Consider the following 20761-nt stretch of genomic DNA (forward strand, 5'->3'; position numbering starts at 1 on the left):
GAGTCTACGTATATGTCGAAGATAAAATCATCTTTCGAAACTATGTTGACATCTCGAAGTTTGCTAGAGACTATGGAGGCATACCAACGACCGCCAAGGAGGCCATTCGTGCGTTTTGCCAATATCAAAGGTCGCGCTTCGCTCATTGTTGACGAAGGTCGCGCCATCGACGTTGAATCAGCAAGTGGAGGCAGGTTCTCCGCAGATCCACAGGGAATCTATGAAAAGTGGGGCGAGTTCCTGTCGTGGGCGCAAGGTGCTGCGGAGGGCGAGCCAGGTTCCGCTTTTGCCCTGGAAGACCTGGAGAATCCCGCACCGGCACCTTCCCAGGTGCTTGCCATCGGTCTGAACTACCGCGCCCACGCCGAAGAGTCCGGTTTCGATATCCCGTCCAGCCCTACCGTCTTCACCAAGTTCCCGTCCTCGCTGGCGGGCCCCAACGCAACGGTGGTTCTGCCGCCGCGGGGCCACACGGATTGGGAGGTGGAGCTTGTCGTTGTGATTGGCGTCGAAGCCTCCAATGTTCCCGAAAGCGAAGCTTGGAAGCACGTAGCGGGCCTGACTGTGGGGCAGGATCTTTCCGAACGAATCACGCAGGCGGCTGGCCCCGCTCCGCAGTTTAGTCTCGGTAAGTCCTTCGCGAATTTTGGCCCCTTGGGCCCCTGGGTGGTGACGCCGGATGAGTTTGAGAACCCGGACGACCTTGAGCTCGGCTGCTCAATCAATGGCCAGGAAATGCAGAAGAGCCGCACGAGCGATCTTGTCTTTTCCGTTCCGGAGCTGATTGCCCGACTCTCAGCGGTATTGACGCTCAGGCCAGGAGACGTCATCTTCACCGGGACGCCTGCGGGAGTCGGACTCGGCCGCAAGCCTCAGGTGTGGCTGCAGCCCGGTGACGAGCTTGTTAGCTGGATCACCGGGCTCGGCTCTATACGCCAGGTAATGGTCGCTTCGTAGCAAAGCTGCCGGCGACGTATCCTCAGACCCACCGGAGCCGACGGCTCTGGAACCAAAGCGCGAAGGAACAAACATGAACAAGTGGTCCGTAGACATTGGCGCTGTCCCCGAGCACGGCGGGACGGCCAAGTCGACATATCTGATCCCGAAGGAATCCCTCGAAGCCCAGACTTTGGGGACCTACCTTGCTTTGGCTTCGGTTTTCGAAGTCAACCCCGGGGAGGAGCTCCTTGCTCACCGGCACCCCACGCATGAATACTGGTTTGTGCTTCAGGGAAGTGGTGTCATGCAGGTCGGCCAGGAGGCATTTGAGGTCAGGCCGGGGGATCTGATTTACACAGAGCCCAATACTCCCCACAAGCTCAGGGCTCATCACGGCGAACTGTTCCGCTCCTTCTGCTTCGCCCAGGGGTACCCAGGCCAGGGATCCCAGCACATCGACGTAGATTTGGCGGACGTCGAAATAGCCGCACACTAATCAGTATTTCGAATCTTAGGAAGAACTTCGATTATGGTAAGATGCGGCCATGGCCCCCAAGACTAAAACCCGCCAGGAGAAGGCATTCAATGCTCTCCGCGCCGACATCTTGGCCGGGAGATTGACTCCCGGTCAGAAACTGCCTTTCGCCGAGCTCTGCGCCGACTACTCGGTTAGCGTGGGGGTTATACGGGAGGCGTTGTCCCGGCTCGCCGAACAAGGCCTGGTTCAAGTCGAGCCGCAGCTCGGGTTTCGGGTGACGTCCATTTCCGAAGCCGATCTGGTGCACTTGACCGAAGCCCGACGGGAAATCGAAACCCTTACTCTCAGGCATGCCCTTGCTGAGGGCGGCGTCGCGTGGGAGTCCGAAGTGCTGGCGGCGCACTACCGCCTGGGGCGCTGCCCGCAGCGTGATCCTGAAGATCCAGACCGCTTGAACGACGACTGGGTGGAAGCTCATGCCGTCTTCCACCAGACGCTGCTCGATGGCTGCGAGAATCCAAGACTTAAGGCCATCGCATTGCAGCTCAGGGACGCCGCCGAGCTCTACAGGCGCTGGTCTGTCCCCTTGGGCCATCGGCCCGGACGGGACATTGCTGGTGAGCATCAGGCTCTTGTCGATGCGGTAACCGAGCGCAACGCCGATGAGGCGGTCCGCGTCCTGGATCGGCACATAGCCCTTACCACGGAGTTGCTCCTCGATTCAGGTCTTATCGAACCGAGCGATGGACGGCGCGGCAGCGTAGCCAGCTAACGCCGCTCCAAGCCGCAACAACGCCCCAGGGGCGCCTGCAGACTCTTGCAGGCGCCCTTGTTCGTGTCCGCCCCTCCGATTACCGCGGATCTGAGCGGAAAATACATATTTTCGAAACTTGCTTGTACTGTCGAAAATGCTGCCATATAGTAGAGATGTCGGTCACACTTGGCATTAAGTTGCCGGAGTCCAGCCTTCGCGCTGATGCGAAGCATTGTTCACCTTGACAAGGAAGTCCTGTGAAAATTTCAACTACGGCAAACCTCACACGCCGTTCTCCCAGTGGTGCACGCAGCCGCAGTTTGGTCCACGCGAAGCTCCTAATGGGCGCGGGGGTGCTCTCATGAGCCGTGAGATCAACGCCGTCCCTGGCGGCGCGGCATTGCAAATCGCCAACCTGTCCAAGACGTTCAACGGCGGAAAAGCGTTGGACGATGTATCTTTTGACGTCCAAGCGGGAACTGTCCATGCGCTTCTGGGTGGCAACGGCAGCGGCAAATCGACCCTCGTCAAGAGCCTGGCAGGGGTGCAGGCCGCCGACGCAGGCGGAATCATCACTGTCGGGGGATCCGCCGTCACTACCGAGGCCCACTCCCCAACATGGGCCAGGCAGCACGGGCTACGGTTCGTCCACCAGAATCCCGGCATCTTTCCGACCATGACAGTCGCCGACAACCTGCGGATGGGGCTGGGTTTCCCCCACAAGCTTGGCCGCATCCAGAAGCGGCAATTGAATCTACAGGCCGGGGAAATCCTGGACCATATGCAAATCGACGTCTCGCCCAACGCGCTGATGGGTAGCCTGCGGATCGCCGATCAGACCATGGTTGCCATCGCCCGCGCCCTGCAGCGGGACGAAGCCGATGCGGCCATCTCCACCCTGGTCCTGGACGAACCGACCGCGGCCCTGCCGGAGGAAGAAGTCGAGGTACTCCTGTCGGCCATCAAACGTGCCACTGAATCCGGCATCGCGATTATCTACATCAGCCACCGTCTGGAGGAAGTCCGCCTGATCTCTGATGCGATGACCGTTCTGCGTGACGGAAAGGAAATCGTCACGCAGAGCACTGAGGGCATCACGGAAAAGGAACTCATCTCCTACATTGTCGGTAAGCCCCTAACGGAAATTTCTAGGCCCGTTGCTGCTGCGGACACTGCTGCCGCGCCCGTAGTTGCCGAACTGCGAAACGTCAGCGGAGCCCCGCTGCGCGGAGTCAGCCTCAAAGTGCACGAGGGCGAGATCCTCGGCATCGCCGGGCTGCTCGGAGCCGGCCGCAGCGAGATGCTCCAGGTCTTCTTCGGTGATCACAAGATCGACGACGGCCAAGTTTTCATTGGCGGCGAGGAGATGACGTTGAAGTCCCCGGCCGAAGCCATCAAGCAAGGCGTGGCCTATATCCCCGAAGACCGCGACACCCACGCTGCGTTCTCCGATCTCACCGTCCGGCAAAACATCTCCGCAGCCGGACTGGACGAGTTCAGCCAATTCGGACGCCTCCGGCACCGCAGGGAAAGGCAAGCATCCCGCAACTCGATCGTTGACTTCCGGATCAAAACCGCGAGTGACGAAGCGCTGATGTCCTCCCTCTCCGGTGGCAACCGCCAAAAGGTCATCCTCGCCCGGTGGATGCGGCGAAAGCCCCGCCTGATCCTCTTGGATGAACCCACGCAAGGCGTCGACGTCGGCGCCCGGGCCGACGCCTACCACCTCATCCGCAGAGCAGTTTCCGATGGCGCCGCAGCCATCCTCGTCAGCTCAGACCTGGAGGAGCTCGCCGAAATGGCGGACCGGGTTCTCGTTCTGAGTAACGGCCGAATAACCGCCGAAATCCCTGGACATCAACTCAGCCGGCACCACCTGACCGAGATGGTGTTCACGGCACGAAAGGAAAGCGAATGACCGCGACAACCAGCACCAGCACCCCGTTGGAGACCCCATCCGCCGAGACGGGGAAGGAGCGCCGGCCGCTCACGTCAATGTCTGGCATTCTGGAAAAGTTCGGACTTGTAGGGCTTCTCGTCATTCTTGTGGCGGTTTTCGCCGTCCAGTTGCCCGGCGTCTTCCTTTCCGGGGCAAATCTCCGCTCCATTGCGTTGTCACAGTCGGTTTTGGCCGTCATGGCCGTCGCCCTGGTGTTTCCCTTGGTCGGCGGCAGGTTCGATATCTCCGTCGGCGCCAACCTGGGTTTGTGCTCCATCGTTACTGCCTCCATGATGTCCAAGACCGGGCTGCCGCTGCTGCCCTCGATCCTCATCGGCGTAGCCACAGGCCTCGCCATCGGCGCCATCAACGGCATTCTCGTCGCCTACCTGGGCATCAACTCGATCATCGCAACCCTGGGTGTATCGACTGTCATTGCCGGTATCGTCCAGGCCTATACCCAAGGCATCCCGATCAGCTCCAACATCTCCCCGGCATTGACAGGGATGAGCAATCAACTCGTCCTCGGTATCCCCGTACTGTTCATTCTGATGCTTGTCCTTGCTGCCGCCGCCTGGTTCGTCCTGACCCAAACAACGTACGGCCGGTACCTTTTTGCTGTCGGCTCCAACGCTGACGCGGCCACCCTTGTAGGTCTCCCGATACGTCGCATCATCATGATGAGCTTTGTATGGGCCGGTGGCTTCGCCGGAATAGCGGGAGTACTGCAGGTAGCCGCGCAAGGCAACGGAAACCCCCAGGTGGGAGGCATCACCTTCATGCTGCCCGCACTGGCCGCAGTATTCCTCGGCGCAACAACGTTCACTCCGGGCAAGTACAACATTCCTGGCACCGTTCTGGGTCTGATCTTTATCGCCACGGCAGTCAGCGGACTCGCTCTGATGGGCGTCCAGCCCTGGGTCACGGACGTCTTCAACGGTGGAGCCGTCGTCGTCGCAGTAGGCCTGTCGGCACTGTTCAAACGCCGCCGTACCGGCACCGCGGCCCTCGGCGAATAGCCTGGGCGACAGCCCACCGCCGTCAGCTCCAGGAGAAACCATGACACGAAGAACCCTCGTCCGGAACGCAACAGTCGTCACCGTCGATGACGAAATCGGCAACCTCTATGAGACCGATGTCCTCATCGAGGACGATGTCATCGCAGCCATTGGCAAAAACCTCCCTGACAGTAGCGCCGAGACCATTGACGCCACAGGGTGCATCCTCATGCCAGGCATGATCGATACCCACCGGCACCTATGGCAAACCTGCATCAGAGGCGTCTTCGCCGACTGGTCAACACTGCAATACATGCAGGGGATCAGGCTCCACATAGCACCGTTGGTAACAGCCGAAGATACCCGGCACGCCACTTATGCCGGCGCCATGGAATGCATAAACAACGGCGTCACCACGGTGATCGGCTACGAACACAACGTCAACACTCACGACCACGCCTATGCCGGCGTTGAAGGCATGGTAGAGGCCGGAATCCGAGGCGTCTACGCCCTGGGGATGGGTCAGGCACCACTGGCGCCACGGGTCTTCAATGACACAGCGTCCTACGTGCCACTGCTCAACGGGCTAAAGGAACGCTACTTCAAAGATGCCGGTCTGCTCTCCTTGGGAGTTGCCCCGGTGGAGTTGTTCATGGCCCCTTTGGAAGTTGTAGAAGAACAGTTCAAACTCGCAAGATCCTATGATGCTCAGCTAACGCTCCATGCCAACGCAGTCCAAAGCGGCCACGGAGAAATCAACATGCTCGACGAAGCGGGCCTACTCGGACCAGATATCGTTTTCGTTCACGGCAACACCAGCTCCGACCACGAACTACGTCGCGTCGCGGACGTCGGAGCCGCAGTCAGCGCCGGCATCGAGGTGGAAATCGGCATGGCTTTGGGCACGCCCTCACTGGCCAGCCAAAGACGCGTGGGCCTGCACCCCACCATCGGCGTCGATTCCGTCGGCTGTTGCGGAGGCGGCCTCGTGGGGCAGATGCGCCTAGGAATGCAGACTGTGGCGCTGTCGGAAGCCCAGGAAGCGCTGGCGGCCGGGAAAAACCCTGAGGCGTTGGCGATCACATCCAAGGAAGTACTTCGCTGGGGCACCATAAACGGGGCCAAAGCGCTCCATATGGAAGACCGCTTGGGCAGCATCACGGTAGGCAAGCAGGCGGATCTGGTGCTTATCCGCACCAACAGCCCCGACATGGCAGGCTGGGATGAAAGCGAGCCGGAGGCAGCGATCATCACGCAATCCTCCGTGGCGGACATCGACCTGGTCATGATCGCCGGGGTCATTAGGAAGCGAGCTGGACGCCTCATGACACCCAACTGGCCCGAAAAGCTCTCGGCAATTACAGCCTCTACCCGCCGGATTATCGGCCAAGCCCGGCAAAGCCACGGCGGCCTGATTCCCTCCCCACCGCCGGAGCTTCCCGCCGGACATGGCTGGTAGGAATAAAAAATCATTCACATTTTCGAAATCTGTTGACGTTATCGAATACGTGACCTAGATTTCAATGGAAGGCATCGGCGCCCGTTCAGCCCAGGCCTCACAATCTCAAAGAAGAGAGAAGTCAATGACGACAAGCAAACTAGGTTCCGGGCTCGCCTCGGGTCCAATGAAGGGTATGGGCCGGCTGATTCTTGGCCTTGGAGCCGTCGCAGTAGCGGTGAGCATGGCCGGTTGTAGCACGGTCAACGAGACAAGTGCCGTGGCCGAAAATTCCTCCAGCCTCAGCGCGGAGCAGTCAGCTGTTTTGAAGGCCGGGTATGCCGGCGAGGCCATGCAGAAGCCGACCGAGACTGGCCCCAAGGCTGTCAAGGGCAAGAACGTCTGGGTCATCTCCTGCGGCGAGTCCTACCAGGCCTGCGCCAACCTGAGCGCTTCATTCATTGAAGCGTCAAAGGAACTTGGTTGGACTTCGAAACTGGTTGACAGCAAGGCTGACCCGTCGGTCTACTCCAACTCCATTAACCAGGCCGTCGCGGCAAAGGCCGACGCAATCGCCCTGTTCTCAGGAGACTGCCCGGGGATCAAGAGCTCCCTTGTCGGGGCAAAACAGGCCGGCATCCCGGTTGTCCAGTTCACCTCGATTGACTGTGACGATCCGGCCTTCGGTAGCGAGGAGCCGTTGTTCACGGGCAGCGTCAACGTCATGGGATCCACCAAGATCGCCGACTACTACAAGAAATGGGGAGCTGCGCGAGCGGACTACCTTGCAGCGTTAATGGGTGGCGAGGGAAAAATCCTCGAGGTTCGGGAAGCGTCCCAGCGAACACACGCATACAGCCACGAGGGTTTCACCGAGCGCATGGCCCAGGCATGCCCTAAATGCAAGATTGTAGACGTGCCGTTCACATTCGCTCAGGTCCCCAACCAGGCCACGCAGATCTGGGCCTCGGCACTGTTGCAGAACCCTGACGCGAAAGCTGTCTCCGTTAGCATCGACTCTTTGATGGGCCTTGGGTTGGAAAGCGCTATCAAGCAGGCTAACTTCAAGGGCATCATCGCCGGCGGCGAAGGACTGAACCTGGACCTCGTCCGCAGCGGAGCACAGACTACCGAAACGGCTATCTCCTATGAGATGGCATCCTGGGGTCTGGCGAGCACACTGAACCGCATCTTCGCGGGAGAAGACCCGACCAAGCTGCCGACCGAGGGCGGTGGTTGGGTGTTCCTGGACAAGGACCACAACCTGCCCGAAGCTGGTAAGCCCTGGACCTTACCCTTCGACTACAAGGCCATCTACAGGAAGATCTGGAACGGATAATGTCAATCGATCACGCCGGGCTCACCGGCATCTCCACCACGGCTCAACTTGGACCACAGGTCCCGGCAAGCCCGGCGGGATCGAACACCGTCGACGCGACCTCACAACGGCCCGCCCGGCGCTACTACGAAATTTCACCCGCCGAATCAGCGCATACCTTGGCGCGCATACAAAACCAGTCACCAGCAACCCGGCGCGTCCTCCTCCGAGGCGCCACAGTGGTGACGATGGATGCTCGCCTCGGAGACTTGCCCACAGCAGATCTGCTGATAGAGGGATCCAAGATCGTCGCCGTGGGCAAGGATCTTGCGGCTACCAGCTCCGTTGACACCATCAGCGTGGATATGGCGGGGATGATCCTGATGCCCGGCATGATCGACAGCCACCGACATTGTTGGCAGTCAGCCTTCAGGCGCCTTGCGGTTGACGCCGACCTCGACGCCTACGTGGCCACTACCCACGGAGGCATGGCATTGCACTACCGGCCCGAAGATATGTATGCCGGCACTCTCGCCGCGTGCCTTGGTGCTCTGCAGTCGGGCATCACCACCATCCTGGATTTCTCTCACAACTCCCGCTCCAGGGAACACTCAGATGCTGTATTCCAAGCCTACAAAGATGCCGGTATCCGTGCCGTGCATGCCGCCGCGGCGCCAAACGCCGGGGAGTGGGATCACCAATGGCCCGAGGACATGCTCCGGCTTCGTGATGAGTACTGCTCTTCCGGCTCCGCGTCCAGCATCCGAATGGGAATCGACATGTACCGGGAGCGGCCGGTCCGGGAGCTGCTCGACTTCGCGCGCGACAATGGCTTCGGTGTCACCTTTGACGGTGTACACGGCCTCGGGTCGGCAGACGAAATGATCCAGCTCGGATCAGAAGGCTACCTGGGACCCCACGTGTCGCTCATCCACTGCAACGACATGCCCGATGAGCTGTGGCAAATGCTGGCAGCAACAGGAACCGGCGTCACACTCGCTCCGACCTCAGACGAACAGATCGGCATCGCCGATGCCATGCCGCCGATTCAGCAGGCCTTGGATCACGGGATCGCCCCAAGTCTCAGCGTGGACGTTGAGATCAGCTTGGCCGGGGACATGTACACCCAAATGCGATGCCTCCTGGCCACTCAACGCATGGGGATCGCCGGCCGCCGCTACGCGGGAGAGACCAACCCACCGAGGATGTTGACCAATAAGGATGTCTTGGCCTTGGCCACCGCTAATGGCGCTGCCCACGTCGGTCTCGGCTCTACCGCAGGCCTTTTGGCCCCTGGGTTTGAGGCCGACATCGTTGCCCTACGGGCAGAAGACCTTGCCACCATGCCACTGAACAACGCCATCGGCACGATCGTCCAAGGCGTGGACTCCGCAGCCGTGGACACTGTCATTGTCGCGGGCTCCATCCAAAAGTGGGCGGGATCCTCCCTGTACCAGGGCACAAATGCGCTGCGGGAGCGAATCCATGCATCACGCGACTACCTCGCCGCGCAAAGCGGATGGACCGTTGACCCCACGCAGCCAACGGGCAACAGGAAAAGCAGCTTCGAGCACCTCAACAGTTACCTCAATGCCCGCAAGGGACATTGACCGGCCGAGACCCAACGCCATCGACCAACAGGAAGAAGACCCCCAATGAGCTCCGCCCCGGCAGACCGATTGCCCGCAGCACCATCGCCACACCCCGCCAGCGTGCTCCATCTGGTTGAGCTCACTTGGAAACCAGGAGTCGAGCAGAAATCAGTGGACGGACTGACCGCCAATCTCTACGAAATGGCGTCGGAATTGGACATGATTCGATACTTCACTTGCGGCCCGGCACTGCATTTGAGGCCCGGCGGGGCAGACTATGCGCTCCTTGCCGGTTTCGACTCCAACCAGGACCTGCTCGATTACCTGGCCCACCCATTGCACATCGAAACACTGCACCGGTGGGCATCGATCATGGTCCAAGAGAAACAATCCATTCAGATTGCCACCCCGACTGATGAAGCCCTTCCTGTCGCTGCAGGAATCCGAGAGACAGCGAGGCACTCATGACCATCGACCTATTCCCCGGCTTCACTTCCCGTTTCGTCCGGGTCGACGGAGTCGACTTCTTCATGCGCATCGGCGGGCCCGACAATGGGTCACCGGTTGTCTTGCTACACGGATTCCCCCAGACACACGAATGCTGGCATGGCGTAGCGCCAGAGCTGGCACGCACACACCGCGTCGTTTGTCTGGACCTGAAAGGCTATGGCCAAACGAGTGCGCCCAARGGTGACAATGGCGTATCAGCATATTCGAAGCGAACGATGGCGCAAGAAGTCATTGCCGTTATGAAAACACTTGGCCATGATCGATTCGCGGTAGTCGGCCATGATCGCGGCGCCCTCGTCGGTTACCGCATGGCTCTGGACACCCCGGAAGCCGTCGAGAAACTGGCAATTTTGGACAACTTTCCCACACACGTGATCTGGGAATATATGGCCACCAATGCTGCCTTTACACCTCACTGGCGAGCCTACGCACAGCCAGCGCCAGCAGCTGAGGAGTTCATGACAACAGTGCAAATCGAGGAGTTGCTCCGAAACCACACCGCTGACGGCACCTTTGCCGCATTCGCCCCCGCCGCGCTGGAAAGCTACCGTCGCTCTTGGGACGATCCGGCCCGAATCCACGCGTTCTGCGAGGATTACCGCGCGGGTGCCGGACCAGACCCGAAGGCTGACCGGGCTGACATCGCAGCAGGGAAAACCCTGGAATGTCCGACACTGATCATTTGGGGGGAGAAGTTCCTCGGCCACGGCGACGAAACCCCCACGGAAGTCTGGCAACGGACCTTTGCCCCTCACGCTACGGGTGTTGAAGTGCCAGCGGGGCACTTCAACGCCGAAGAAAGCCCCAAGGAAACCACGGGCAGTCTGGTTGCATTCCTTAATGAGTAAGCCGGACGCGGAGACGCTCGAGCGACCAGCCGAATGAAATCAACAGAAAGCAGTGACTACATTGTCTGAGAAAAAGATCGCGGTGCTCGGTTCAGGAGCAAACGGCGCCTCTATAGGGGCTGACCTGTTCCGCGCAGGCCACGACGTGACCTTCATCGAACAATGGCCCGAACACGTCGAGGCCATAAGGACCAATGGCATTCGCATTGAAATGCCTGATACCACTGAAACCACGAACGTCCCCGTTCTTCACCTGTGTGAAGTGGCGACCATTAGGGAGCAGTTCGACGTGGTCTTGGTCCTTATGAAGGCATATGACACTCGGTGGGCCTGCGAGCTGATTAAGCCCCACATCAAAGCTGACGGTCTTGTGGTCGGTATGCAGAACGGAATGACAATCGACGTGATGGCCGATGTCGTTGGCGCTGAACGGACGATCGGAAGTGTGATCGAAATAGCATCCACCATGTTCATTCCTGGAGTCGTCCAACGTGACACAACCCGTGCCAAGTCCTGGTATGCGGTGGGCGCCTACGACGCCGAAGCACAGGGGAGGGAAGAGGAAGTCGCGGGCTTGCTCCGCAACTCCGGGCACGTCGAAATAACCTCTGACATCCGATCGGCAAAGTGGATGAAGCTGGTGGCCAACGCCACTGAACTCGTCCCGTCGGCAATCCTCGATATGACTGTCATGGAAGCAGTCGAAGTCCCAGGAATGCGTGAATTCATGATCGAAGCCGGCCGGGAAGCTGCAAGGACCGCGGTGGAACTGGGAAATCACCTTGTTCCGATCCTCGGTCTCCGAGAAGAGAACGTTGGCACTCCCGAAGAATTTGCAGAGCAGCTCCTGGGAGTCGTCCATGACGAGTACTCCATTCCTGGCCAGAAAACCACCGTCCTGCAGGACTGGATCAAAGGCCGCCGCAGCGAGGTGAACCAAGTCAACGGACTTGTTGTGGAGCAACAGCGGAAACTCGGAGGGAAGGCACCCGTGAACGAACGCGTTGTTGAGATCGCCCACAAGATCGAAAGTGGTGAGATCGACAGAGAAGCGGGAAACGTCGACTTGCTGCTGGCCTAACGTCCGGGAATCACAGCCGCGGCGGATATGCGAGATATGCACCAGCCGCGGCTCCTTCCTACGCCTCATCGATATTCCGCTCAGAGCTGTTGGTCCTCAAGGACTGGCTTGTGCCCCGCCCCTTGGCGGAATCACGAGCTGCCCGCTGCGTCGCAACCAGCGAAGTACCCGGGTGGCACGGCCGCGCCGCGGGGTCGAGTTTGGCATAGAGCAGCGGCAGCGAGCCTCCAATGAGTCGTGCCTTCACTTTCCATTCAGCAGTCAGGGACTAAGCACCAAAGGATAAATTCGAAATATTTCTATTATTTCGAAGATGAGTGACAGGCGATAGACGCACCCAAAGTCCAGAGAATGGAGCTCCATGACACCGCCAAGCTTTCTGCTAAGAGGTGGAAGCATCCTGACGTGCGATGCTGAGAGACTTATACAAAGGCGACGTACTCGTTATAGATGGAAGAATCGCCGCCGTCGGGGGATCCCTGCCGTCAGGAGAGGTGGACATCATCGATGCCGACGGCTTGATCATCCTGCCTGGACTCATCGATGCTCCCAACACCTCTGGGAAGCGCCCTACTTGGTGCAGCACCCCGACATGGAACTGGCGACGTATTTTTCACAGTTCGTTTCAAGGGCTTCGGCCGGTTTAACACCCGATGGGCTATTCGACGAAAATAAGACTGCCCTGACAGCTGCGCTGCAGTCCGGAACAACCACCACCTTTGACTGGTGCCATGCCGCCAACTCCATCGAACATGGCGAAGCATCTTTGAGTGCTGCAGCCGAGTCCGGGGCGCGGTACATCTTTGGTTACGGCCCCCCCGGTCGCATTGGGATACTACGGCAGCCCCAAGGAGCACCCACAGGTAATGGAGTCCCTCGTGGGCAGGCATGGCGCCACAGTCAACGATCGCGTGAGCATTGCCGCTGCCCTCCGAGGCCCGGATCTATCGCCTATCGAGGTGGCACGTAAGGAAATCGAACGCGCCCGAGCTATCGGGATCCCAATCAGCATGCACGTCGCAACCCGTCGAGCCGGTCCAGGGGGGATTTCGGCTCTAAGCGAGAAAGGCCTTCTAGGGCCTGACCTGCAATTCGTTCACGTCACCGATGCATCCAATGATGAAGTCGCCATGATCGCAGATGCCGGAGCGCAAATCGTGGTCCCCCCTATCGCTGAGCTGAGCATGGGTACAGGATTCCCACCCCTGCGTAGGTTGGCCGATTCCCACAGCCACTTCGGGCTGGGCGTTGACTCAGTTTTGGGCTCCCCGCCGGATATGTTCTCCCAGATGCGTCTAGCGGCGGGACTTCTTCGGGCTGGGGAGTGGACAGCGGGGGAACCACCTGCGGGCAGCGGGATAACGTCCGTCCTTGCTGCCGCGACGATCGGAGGAGCCCGGGCGTGTTGGATGGCCGAGGAGACAGGCTCGCTAACGCCGGGTAAATCTGCCGACCTCCTATTGTTCAGGCCGAGCCGGGCTGTTGAAACGCTAGCTGAGGCTTACGGCCAGGTTATCTGGATGGGTGATCCTTCCCGGCTAGTCTCTGTCAGGGTTGCCGGTGAAGAAATGTTGACGCAAAAATGAGCCAAAAGGAGCTATTTCTTCAACGGGGCCAAGGCTGTATCCGGGACCATCGTCCCGACCACTAGACGCCAATCCGTCATCATGGCTTACTTTTCGACAATCGCGAACACCCTTAAGGCACAACTCGAAAGCTTGGCTGTAGGCCAGCTCCCGTCCAACCTGGTTCAGCATGGGACGTTTCCCCAACCTCCCAACGGAACATCGCCGGACCGAGCCTAATCCTCACGTCCACCGTGATTGGGGACATGAGATTCAATACTAGGAACTCGCACCAGTTCCCCTTCCAGGCTGCCGGGCCCTGTCGGCACGCTACAACCTTGACCTGGCATTCCGTCTGCAGCAGGCAGCCCGAATGCCGGGCCAGGTCGAAAGCAAAAGAAGGCAGTGCGATCAAAGTCGCCCTGCCTTCCGCGTCCGCGCACCGGCGCTTGGTTAAGACGGTCTCGAATAATGATGCAAGTTCAAATCTTCGTGTGCGCTACCCTAGCGGCTACAGTGCGCGGCAAAGTTGGCAACACCAACCGTCCCACCCACACGTCCCGCTGTCAGCCCCTGTAAAGCTCGTGGTGTTTATGAGATCGACATTTGCCGCGCCGCAAACCTGATTGCGTCCACGGCGACCGCGTGGTCTTCCTCCTGAGTTAATCCGGTGACGATCACCCATGCACAAATATCGCCCGAGTCGCTTGTTCGGATTGGTACGGCTCCGCCGAACGGCGCGTACTCCGGGAACGTCAGGCCGGTTTCCGCTTCAAACGTTGTACCTCGCGAGAGGCGCAAGTTCCGTTCGAAGAGGCTGGAGTGTTGCCCACGGTGTGCGGTGCTATATTTTGCGTCCAGCACGGCATCGCTGATAGGCGGTGATCCCGGCAGCTTTAGTCGGAAGATCTCTCGCGTGTCGAGCCGGACGGATATGGCGAGAGGTTGGTCAAGGTACAGAGCTCTGTCGGCGATCCAGCAGCCTAACGCGTAGCATGTCTGTTCGTTAACTTTGTCGATTACTAATTCACTCTCCTCCTTTAACAATGCCTCAGGGGGCTTGAATCTAACGGTGATGTCTCTGTCATTCGGATGCAAGTGGCATCTCCTCCCAGTCGTCGCTGCATTTTGCATTTCTGATTCGGACCGAGCCTACGGGCTCAGGAAAGCGTGCTGACTCCGATCTACGGAATCTCGGGTCTAGCCACCGGACCCACGATATTCCCCGAAGTTGCACTTGCTGGGCTTGCGCAAGCCGGGGGCGGGTGCCGAGGGCATCGTCGTCAACGAACCTTCGGACCTCGAGCGTGTCGCCTCGTGGACCGAGGAACCCGCGCAGAGCCGGCGGTTCCTCCTCCTGGACGTACCGGTCTCCCCGCATGTCATTGAACCTCACCAACGCGAGATCATCTGTCTTCACAGCTAAGACAGGTATCCCTTGGAAGCCCCTCGATAAGGGCGGATAGACTGAGCGGAAACCTGGTCAAACGATCTACCGGCCAAAGACTTGGGCAGAACCCAGCAAAACTGCTGACCTGCCGGACGGCCAGCAGAATCAGCGGTGGGTCACTCGCGGCTCCGCCGGACCTTGGTACTGGCCATATCCCTGACGTTGTGACACTCCGCGATGAGCAGAAGGAATAATAGACCAACTAGCTCAGTAGGAAGCACCTTAGCCTTGGCCGTCTGTGCGTTGGATCTCGGGCAAATCTCTGCCTCTACATTCCGGTCTCGTTTCCGAGAGATTGGACGCCAGCTCCGACGCACCGTCACGAGAATCGTTCGAAGTAGGAGGCCAGCCCACAGCCATACGGTCATAGGGGATGGCGAAGTAAGTAACGTGTTTCTCAGGTCATAACCGTCGGATTTGCCGCACCGGGAGATGCCAAAAGGCTTAGGAGAAGCGATTGGGGGAGTTCCTGTTGGCACCGGAGGAACACCGCGCTGCCGGTCTCTCAGCGATCTCAGCTCAGTGCTCCTTGTGTCTAAGAGTGCGGAGCAGGCTGGCAGCGGCGCTCACGGCGATTTCGGCCGGGGCCTTGCCAGGGACGTTCGTCAGCCCTATGGGGCATTGAATCCTGTCAATGGCAGCCACGGCAAACCCTTCCTCCGTCAGCTTTTTCCGAAACCGCAGCCACTTGCTGCGCGATCCAATCAGTCCAATGCTTCCGAAATCTCCGCGTCGTAAGGCCGCATCGCAGAGGAGGAAGTCCTCGGAGTGATCATGGCTCATGATGAAGACGTGGGCACCGGCCGGTAGGTCCTGGAGGAAGGAGTCCGGGACCGGCGTATGTACGGCGCGTACGTCCGCAACACCGGTGCACACGTCGGCCAACCGGGTCTGATTCAGCTGCTCTTCCCGGCTATCCACCAAGTACAGCTTCATTGGCATCCGGGACAGGATTCGGCCAAGTTCGTAGCCAACGTGCCCGACACCAAAGATAGCCACCGTCGGCAAAGACAAGAAGGGTTCGAGCAGCACGCGCACCTCGCCCCCACAGCACTGCTGCCCGTGCACTGTAACAGCATGCTCGTTAAGGGGGAGCTCGACATGTCGTGGAATCGAGACCCTCTGCACCATCATGTCCCTGGCTTGATCCACCACCGTCGCCTCTAGATTGCCGCCCCCGATGGTTCCCCACATCGAGTCCACGCCCACCACCATCTTGGTGCCTGCATCCCTCGGGGCGTGTCCGCGCACATCGGAAACGGTCGCCAGAACGCCGGGCAAGCCCTCGGACCGCAGGTACTGCAGGGCTTCCAGCCAGTCCATGTCAGCGCACTGAAACCGGAAGCGACGGACTTACAGTGTCTTCGTCACCGTTGTCCGCGGCGTGCACGCTGGCCTGTTCGATGGCCCAGAAGACGGCTTCGGGCGTGGCGGGACTGGCGAGCTCCACTGCGCTGCCCGGGGGACCGAAGGCGGCGGCCGCTTCGCGAAGCGCCTCCCTGACGCTGATCGCCAGCATGAGCGGCGGCTCGCCTACGGCTTTGGAGCCGTAGACGACGCCGCTTTCGGTGGCACGTTCGAAGAGGTGGACGTTCAGTTTCTCCGGCATCTCCGAGAAGCTCGGCAACTTGTAGGTGCTCGCTGATTGAGTAATCAGGCGCCCCCGGCCCGGCCCGTCGGTCAGGTCCCACCGCAGGTCCTCAAGGGTCAGCCATCCCGCGCCCTGGACGAAGCCACCTTCGATCTGCCCTACGTCGATGAGCGGCGAGAGGCTATCGCCGACATCGTGAACGATATCAGCTCTAAGTTGACGGTAGGCACCGGTGAACCGGTCCACTTCCACCTCGGTGACGGCTGCGCCGTAGCTGAAGTATTTGAACGGCTCACCCTGCATGCGGGCGCTGTCCCAATGGAGTCCTTCCGTGCGGTAGTACCCCGCCGCCCAGAGTTGTACGCGCTGGAAATAGGCGTCGTGGACGACTTCAGCAAAGCTAAGGTCGCGGTCATGGAAGCCTATTCCCGTTACTTTGCCGTCGTAGAACCGCACGTCGTCAGGGTGGATGTTGAGCTTCCGGGCAGCCACTTCCGCAAGCCGGGAGCTGATCTGTTCGCATGCATTCTTCACTGCCCCACCGTTAAGGTCGGCACCTGAGCTCGCCGCTGTTGCCGATGTATTCGGCACTTTGTCAGTCCGGGTAGGGGCCAGTCTGATAAATGACAGCGGAACGCCCAGCGCGGTAGCCGCGACCTGGCACATCTTGGTGTGCAGTCCTTGGCCCATTTCCGTACCGCCGTGATTAATAAGCACCGACCCGTCCTTATATACGTGCACAAGAGCGCCGGCCTGATTGAATGCGGTGAAATTGAAGGAAATACCAAACTTCACGGGCGTTATTGCGATTGCACGCTTGGTGTTGGCATGTGCTGCGTTGAACTCGGCGATATCCGCCCGACGTTGCGTCACATCTGCCAGGTCCAGCAATGTCTGCCAAATCGCGGTCAGACGTTCCGCATGGCGTACAGGTTGCCCGTAGGGTGTGGTCTGCCCGGGCTCGTAAAGATTACGGCGGCGGAGCTCTGCCGGGTCCAATCCCAACAACGGCGCGCAACGGCCCAGCAGGTCTTCAATCACGAGCATCCCTTGTGGTCCGCCAAAACCCCGAAATGCTGTTTGGGAGGTCTTGTTGGTCTTTGCGACCCGGCCGTGCACTTGTATGTTCGGGATGTAGTACGCGTTGTCAATGTGACACATCGCCCTGGCTAAGACAGGTTCGGAGAGGTCCAGGCTCCAGCCTCCGTCACTGGTGAGGGTTGCCCTAAGCGCCTGGATGCGGCCATCGCCGTCGAATCCTGCTTCCCACTTGGCATGGAACGGGTGGCGCTTGCCTGTCAGGGTAATGTCCTGTGTCCGGTTCAGACGGAGCCTCACCGGGCGCCCTGTCAGGGTTGCGCCGAGGGCCGCGATGGCTGCGAGGCCGTGCGGTTGCATCTCCTTGCCACCAAAGCCCCCGCCCATGCGGAGGCACTGCACGGTGACCTCATGGTTGGAAAGTCCCAACACATGTGCCACGATTTCCTGCGTCTCAGACGGATGCTGGGTGCTTGATTGCACAAAAACCTGTCCGCCTTCATCGATGTACGCAAAGGCGGCATTTGTCTCAAGGTAGAAGTGTTCTTGCCCGCCGAACTCGAATTCGCCGGCAAACCGATGGGCAGCACTCTCTAGTGAACTGTCAGGGTCACCCCGGGAAATTGTCGGTTGGTTGCCCTGGAAGCTGCCGGCCTTTATGGCTTCGGCGAGTGTCAGGAGCGACGGCAACGGCTCGTATTCAATTTCAACAGCCTCGGCGCCTAGTCGCGCTGCCTCCAATGATTCGCCGAGAACCCAGCACACAGCGTGTCCGTAGAACATGACTTCGTCCGGGAAAAGCGGTTCATCATTCTTGACGCCGGCGTCATTTACACCTGGAACATCTGACGCCGTTAGTACCCTCACTACGCCCGGAACCTCCATAGCAGGCTCAACTTGCATTCTGAGGATCCGGGCATGAGCGTGCACCGCCTGTACGGGCCAGGCGTGTAGGACATTCCGGGTGCGGACGACAAGGTCATCGGTATAGAGAGCCGCCCCTGTCACGTGCGCGTCGGCGCTCTCGTGGGATACGGCGAGGCCTACCATTGGGTTGATGGGGCGCTCTGCTAGGGATTTCATTTCGCTACCTTTTGGGTGGGGGCTGTCTCGGCACGGAATCTGTACAGGGCTTTCCTCAACATTGCGGAACGATAGAGGGCACTGGCGCGCATGTCGTCGATGGGGGTTCCCTCGCCTGCCATAACTGCTGAAGCCTCAATCACGGTCTCCGCAGTCCATGGCCGGCTCACCAAGGCTTCCTCGGTTGCGTGCGCCCGAATCGGTGTTGCGGCTACGCCGCCGAGTCCGATCCGGGCTGAGGTAACCACGCCATCGGTCACCTGCAGGGCGAAAGCGACCGAAACGCTTGAGATGTCGTCAAAGCGCCGCTTGGTGATCTTATAGAACGCGGTGTTTTCGGCCAGCGGCAGCGGAATCCGAATTGCGCGGAGCATCTCGTTCGGTTCCCTGACGCTCTGCCGATAGCCGGTGTAGTACTCCGAGATCGGAACCTCACGTTCTCCGTCGGTGGAGCACAGGACCAGGCGGGCATCCATGGCGAGGAGGACAGGTGCGCAGTCGCCGATGGGCGATCCCGTGGAAATGTTCCCGCCGATAGTTGCCGCGTTTCGGATCAAACGTGATGCAAACTGGGGAAACAACTGGCTTAGGAGCGGCACGCGGCCTTCGAGACCTCGCTCAACTTCAGACAGGGTGAGAGCAGCTCCGATGTCGATACAACCCGCGTCGACCGTCAGTGACCGGAGCTCGTCCAGCCGGTCGATAGCGAGGACCAGTGCCGGTCGGGAATGACGGAGGTTTACTTCGACACCTGAATCGGTTGCCCCTGCAACCAGCTGGGCGTGGGAGTTTTCGCGCAGCATTTGCAGTGCTTCAGGCAGGGTCCTGGGGCGTAGGAAGCGTGCATCGCCATCCGTGTGTGTGGGTTTCGCCGGTGGGGCAGGTCGGTATTGCCTTTCCAGCATCGGATCTGCACTCGTTGGAACCCCGAGTGCGTAGGCGGCGTCCCGTATTGGGCGATAACCGGTACACCGGCACAGGTTCCCGCTGAGGGCGTGCAGGTCAAACCCGTTGGAGCCACGTTCGTGATCTGAAGTGGTGTTTTCATCGCCCATGATGTCGTCGGGGGTTTTCGCCTTTGCTCGATCGGGGCGGTAGTACTCTGCCGCCATGGAGCAGATGAATCCCGGAGTGCAATATCCGCATTGGGAACCGCCGCGGTCTGCCATTTCCTGCTGGACGGGATGAAGGGCTCCCTCAGGGCACGGTCGGGCTACGGTTCCAAGGCCTTCGGCTGTGATAATCTCCTGGCCGTCAAAAGCCAGAGCAGGAGGCAAGCACGAGTTTAGGGAGGTCCAGCGACTGTTGTCGGACCCGTCCGGACGTGCCACCAGAACGGCGCATGCTCCGCACTCACCCTCTGCGCAGCCTTCCTTTGCCCCTGTCAGGCCCTCATTCCGTAGCCAGTCCAGAAGTCTGGTGTGCGCTGCGGCCCCACTGCTGTCCCGCTTCTGCCCATTGACGATTATCTCGGTTCCGTTCATGCTGTTTCTCCTTTGAAATGACGCTCGCCCGACTGCCGGAAACTCGGCCAATCGAGCGAGGAGGCATCCGGTTCCCTTTCGTCTCTTACCTGGTCAAAGGGCAGTATGAGGATGCCCTCGGCGTGGCAGAAAACCTGACGTGTCCTTATCAGGTCATCATGAATGACCCATATTGCATCGGATGCATCTGTCTTTGTTTCGACGAGGCCCGTGAAGGACCAGCCGTTATCCAGGCAAACCCATACGCGTTGTGCTGGCTCCAGAGCGGTCCAGTCTTGCGACTTAAAGTCAGGAGGCGGACAGGACGTTGTCTTTTTCATCTGAGATACCTTCAAAGTTCGTTGATCGGCGCCCATGCACTTCTGAAGGAGAACGCAGGTCAAGCTCCTGGGTGATGCCGAAAGGCACTTCGGCAGTAAGTTCGACGGTAAAACGGTCATGACTGTGGCGAGTGACTCTGATCCCTTTTTCAGGTGATTTGAGGGCCTCCTCAATGGCTCGCCCGACTGCCTGGTTTAGTTGCAACTCGAGCCCTCGTCGAGCGGTCACGGTGACCGTGCGAGCGAACGGGCGGCGTTCCGTTAGGTTCATTGAATCCTCGAAAGGGTCGTTGGTCCGACATATCCTCGGGTTATGAGCTGGTGGGGCTTGCAAA

General features: G+C 59.6%; 19 protein-coding genes. 13 read left to right on the top strand and 6 right to left on the bottom strand.

Annotated elements, in window-relative coordinates:
• Positions 1-108 precede the first annotated feature (108 nt).
• The 12 genes from AB4Y87_RS10425 to AB4Y87_RS10480 all read left to right on the top strand — a co-directional run bounded on the left by AB4Y87_RS10425 (position 109) and on the right by AB4Y87_RS10480 (position 13481).
• The gene (locus tag AB4Y87_RS10425) at positions 109-957 is read left to right on the top strand and encodes a fumarylacetoacetate hydrolase family protein (protein ID WP_442004269.1); all 849 of its coding nucleotides are present in this window, start codon (positions 109-111) and stop codon (positions 955-957) included.
• 73 nt (positions 958-1030) lie between these two features.
• A complete protein-coding gene (locus AB4Y87_RS10430) occupies positions 1031-1435 on the top strand; it encodes a cupin domain-containing protein (protein WP_442004270.1) in 405 nt (134 codons plus the stop codon).
• 49 nt (positions 1436-1484) lie between these two features.
• Positions 1485-2189 (top strand): GntR family transcriptional regulator, encoded by a 705-nt coding sequence (locus tag AB4Y87_RS10435; protein ID WP_442004271.1) that lies wholly within the window; start codon positions 1485-1487, stop codon positions 2187-2189.
• A 343-nt stretch (positions 2190-2532) separates the two neighbouring features.
• Complete coding sequence (locus AB4Y87_RS10440) at positions 2533-4089, top strand: sugar ABC transporter ATP-binding protein (RefSeq protein ID WP_442004272.1); 1557 nt, start codon at positions 2533-2535, stop codon at positions 4087-4089.
• Positions 4086-5129 (top strand): ABC transporter permease, encoded by a 1044-nt coding sequence (locus AB4Y87_RS10445; RefSeq protein WP_442004273.1) that lies wholly within the window; start codon positions 4086-4088, stop codon positions 5127-5129. Before AB4Y87_RS10440 ends, AB4Y87_RS10445 begins: the two co-directional genes overlap by 4 nt.
• A gap of 40 nt (positions 5130-5169) precedes the next feature.
• On the top strand, positions 5170-6567 hold the full coding sequence (locus AB4Y87_RS10450; RefSeq protein ID WP_442004274.1) for an amidohydrolase family protein: 1398 nt from the start codon (positions 5170-5172) through the stop codon (positions 6565-6567).
• A gap of 124 nt (positions 6568-6691) precedes the next feature.
• Positions 6692-7885 (top strand): sugar ABC transporter substrate-binding protein, encoded by a 1194-nt coding sequence (locus AB4Y87_RS10455; RefSeq protein ID WP_442004275.1) that lies wholly within the window; start codon positions 6692-6694, stop codon positions 7883-7885.
• Positions 7885-9474, top strand: coding sequence for an amidohydrolase family protein (locus AB4Y87_RS10460; protein WP_442004276.1), 1590 nt, complete (start codon positions 7885-7887; stop codon positions 9472-9474). Before AB4Y87_RS10455 ends, AB4Y87_RS10460 begins: the two co-directional genes overlap by 1 nt.
• A 45-nt stretch (positions 9475-9519) precedes the next feature.
• Positions 9520-9924 carry a Dabb family protein gene (locus AB4Y87_RS10465; protein ID WP_442004277.1) on the top strand — a complete coding sequence of 135 codons (405 nt, stop codon included), beginning with the start codon at positions 9520-9522 and terminating at the stop codon, positions 9922-9924.
• 62 nt (positions 9925-9986) lie between these two features.
• On the top strand, positions 9987-10814 hold the full coding sequence (locus AB4Y87_RS10470; RefSeq protein WP_442004348.1) for an alpha/beta fold hydrolase: 828 nt from the start codon (positions 9987-9989) through the stop codon (positions 10812-10814).
• Positions 10815-10875: 61 nt separating this feature from the next.
• Positions 10876-11895 carry a ketopantoate reductase family protein gene (locus tag AB4Y87_RS10475; RefSeq protein ID WP_442004278.1) on the top strand — a complete coding sequence of 340 codons (1020 nt, stop codon included), beginning with the start codon at positions 10876-10878 and terminating at the stop codon, positions 11893-11895.
• An 866-nt stretch (positions 11896-12761) separates the two neighbouring features.
• Positions 12762-13481 (top strand): amidohydrolase family protein, encoded by a 720-nt coding sequence (locus AB4Y87_RS10480; protein WP_442004279.1) that lies wholly within the window; start codon positions 12762-12764, stop codon positions 13479-13481.
• A gap of 570 nt (positions 13482-14051) precedes the next feature.
• Here the strand turns inward: AB4Y87_RS10480 and AB4Y87_RS10485 are convergent.
• Positions 14052-14558, bottom strand: a complete 507-nt coding sequence (locus tag AB4Y87_RS10485) for a heme-binding protein (RefSeq protein ID WP_442004280.1) — start codon at positions 14556-14558, stop codon at positions 14052-14054.
• Positions 14559-14691: 133 nt separating this feature from the next.
• On the opposite strand from AB4Y87_RS10485, the gene AB4Y87_RS10490 reads away from it, so the two are divergent.
• Positions 14692-14886 (top strand): hypothetical protein, encoded by a 195-nt coding sequence (locus tag AB4Y87_RS10490; RefSeq protein ID WP_442004281.1) that lies wholly within the window; start codon positions 14692-14694, stop codon positions 14884-14886.
• A gap of 543 nt (positions 14887-15429) precedes the next feature.
• Here the strand turns inward: AB4Y87_RS10490 and xdhC are convergent.
• The 5 genes from xdhC to AB4Y87_RS10515 are packed head-to-tail and all read right to left on the bottom strand — an operon-like array spanning position 15430 to position 20697.
• Positions 15430-16233 (bottom strand): xanthine dehydrogenase accessory protein XdhC, encoded by an 804-nt coding sequence (gene xdhC / locus AB4Y87_RS10495; RefSeq protein WP_442004282.1) that lies wholly within the window; start codon positions 16231-16233, stop codon positions 15430-15432.
• A gap of 1 nt (position 16234) precedes the next feature.
• Positions 16235-18622 (bottom strand): xanthine dehydrogenase molybdopterin binding subunit, encoded by a 2388-nt coding sequence (gene xdhB, locus AB4Y87_RS10500; protein ID WP_442004283.1) that lies wholly within the window; start codon positions 18620-18622, stop codon positions 16235-16237.
• Entirely contained in the window at positions 18619-20106 is a 1488-nt protein-coding gene (locus AB4Y87_RS10505; protein ID WP_442004284.1) for a xanthine dehydrogenase small subunit, read from the bottom strand. Before AB4Y87_RS10505 ends, xdhB begins: the two co-directional genes overlap by 4 nt.
• Positions 20103-20426: a hypothetical protein gene (locus AB4Y87_RS10510; protein ID WP_442004285.1), complete on the bottom strand. Its 324-nt coding sequence runs from the start codon at positions 20424-20426 to the stop codon at positions 20103-20105. The genes AB4Y87_RS10505 and AB4Y87_RS10510 overlap by 4 nt, the downstream gene beginning before the upstream one ends.
• The gene (locus AB4Y87_RS10515) at positions 20395-20697 is read right to left on the bottom strand and encodes a hypothetical protein (protein ID WP_442004286.1); all 303 of its coding nucleotides are present in this window, start codon (positions 20695-20697) and stop codon (positions 20395-20397) included. The genes AB4Y87_RS10510 and AB4Y87_RS10515 overlap by 32 nt, the downstream gene beginning before the upstream one ends.
• Positions 20698-20761 lie beyond the last annotated feature (64 nt).

Source organism: Paenarthrobacter sp. RAF54_2 (assembly GCF_052113945.1).
Lineage (GTDB): Bacteria > Actinomycetota > Actinomycetes > Actinomycetales > Micrococcaceae > Arthrobacter.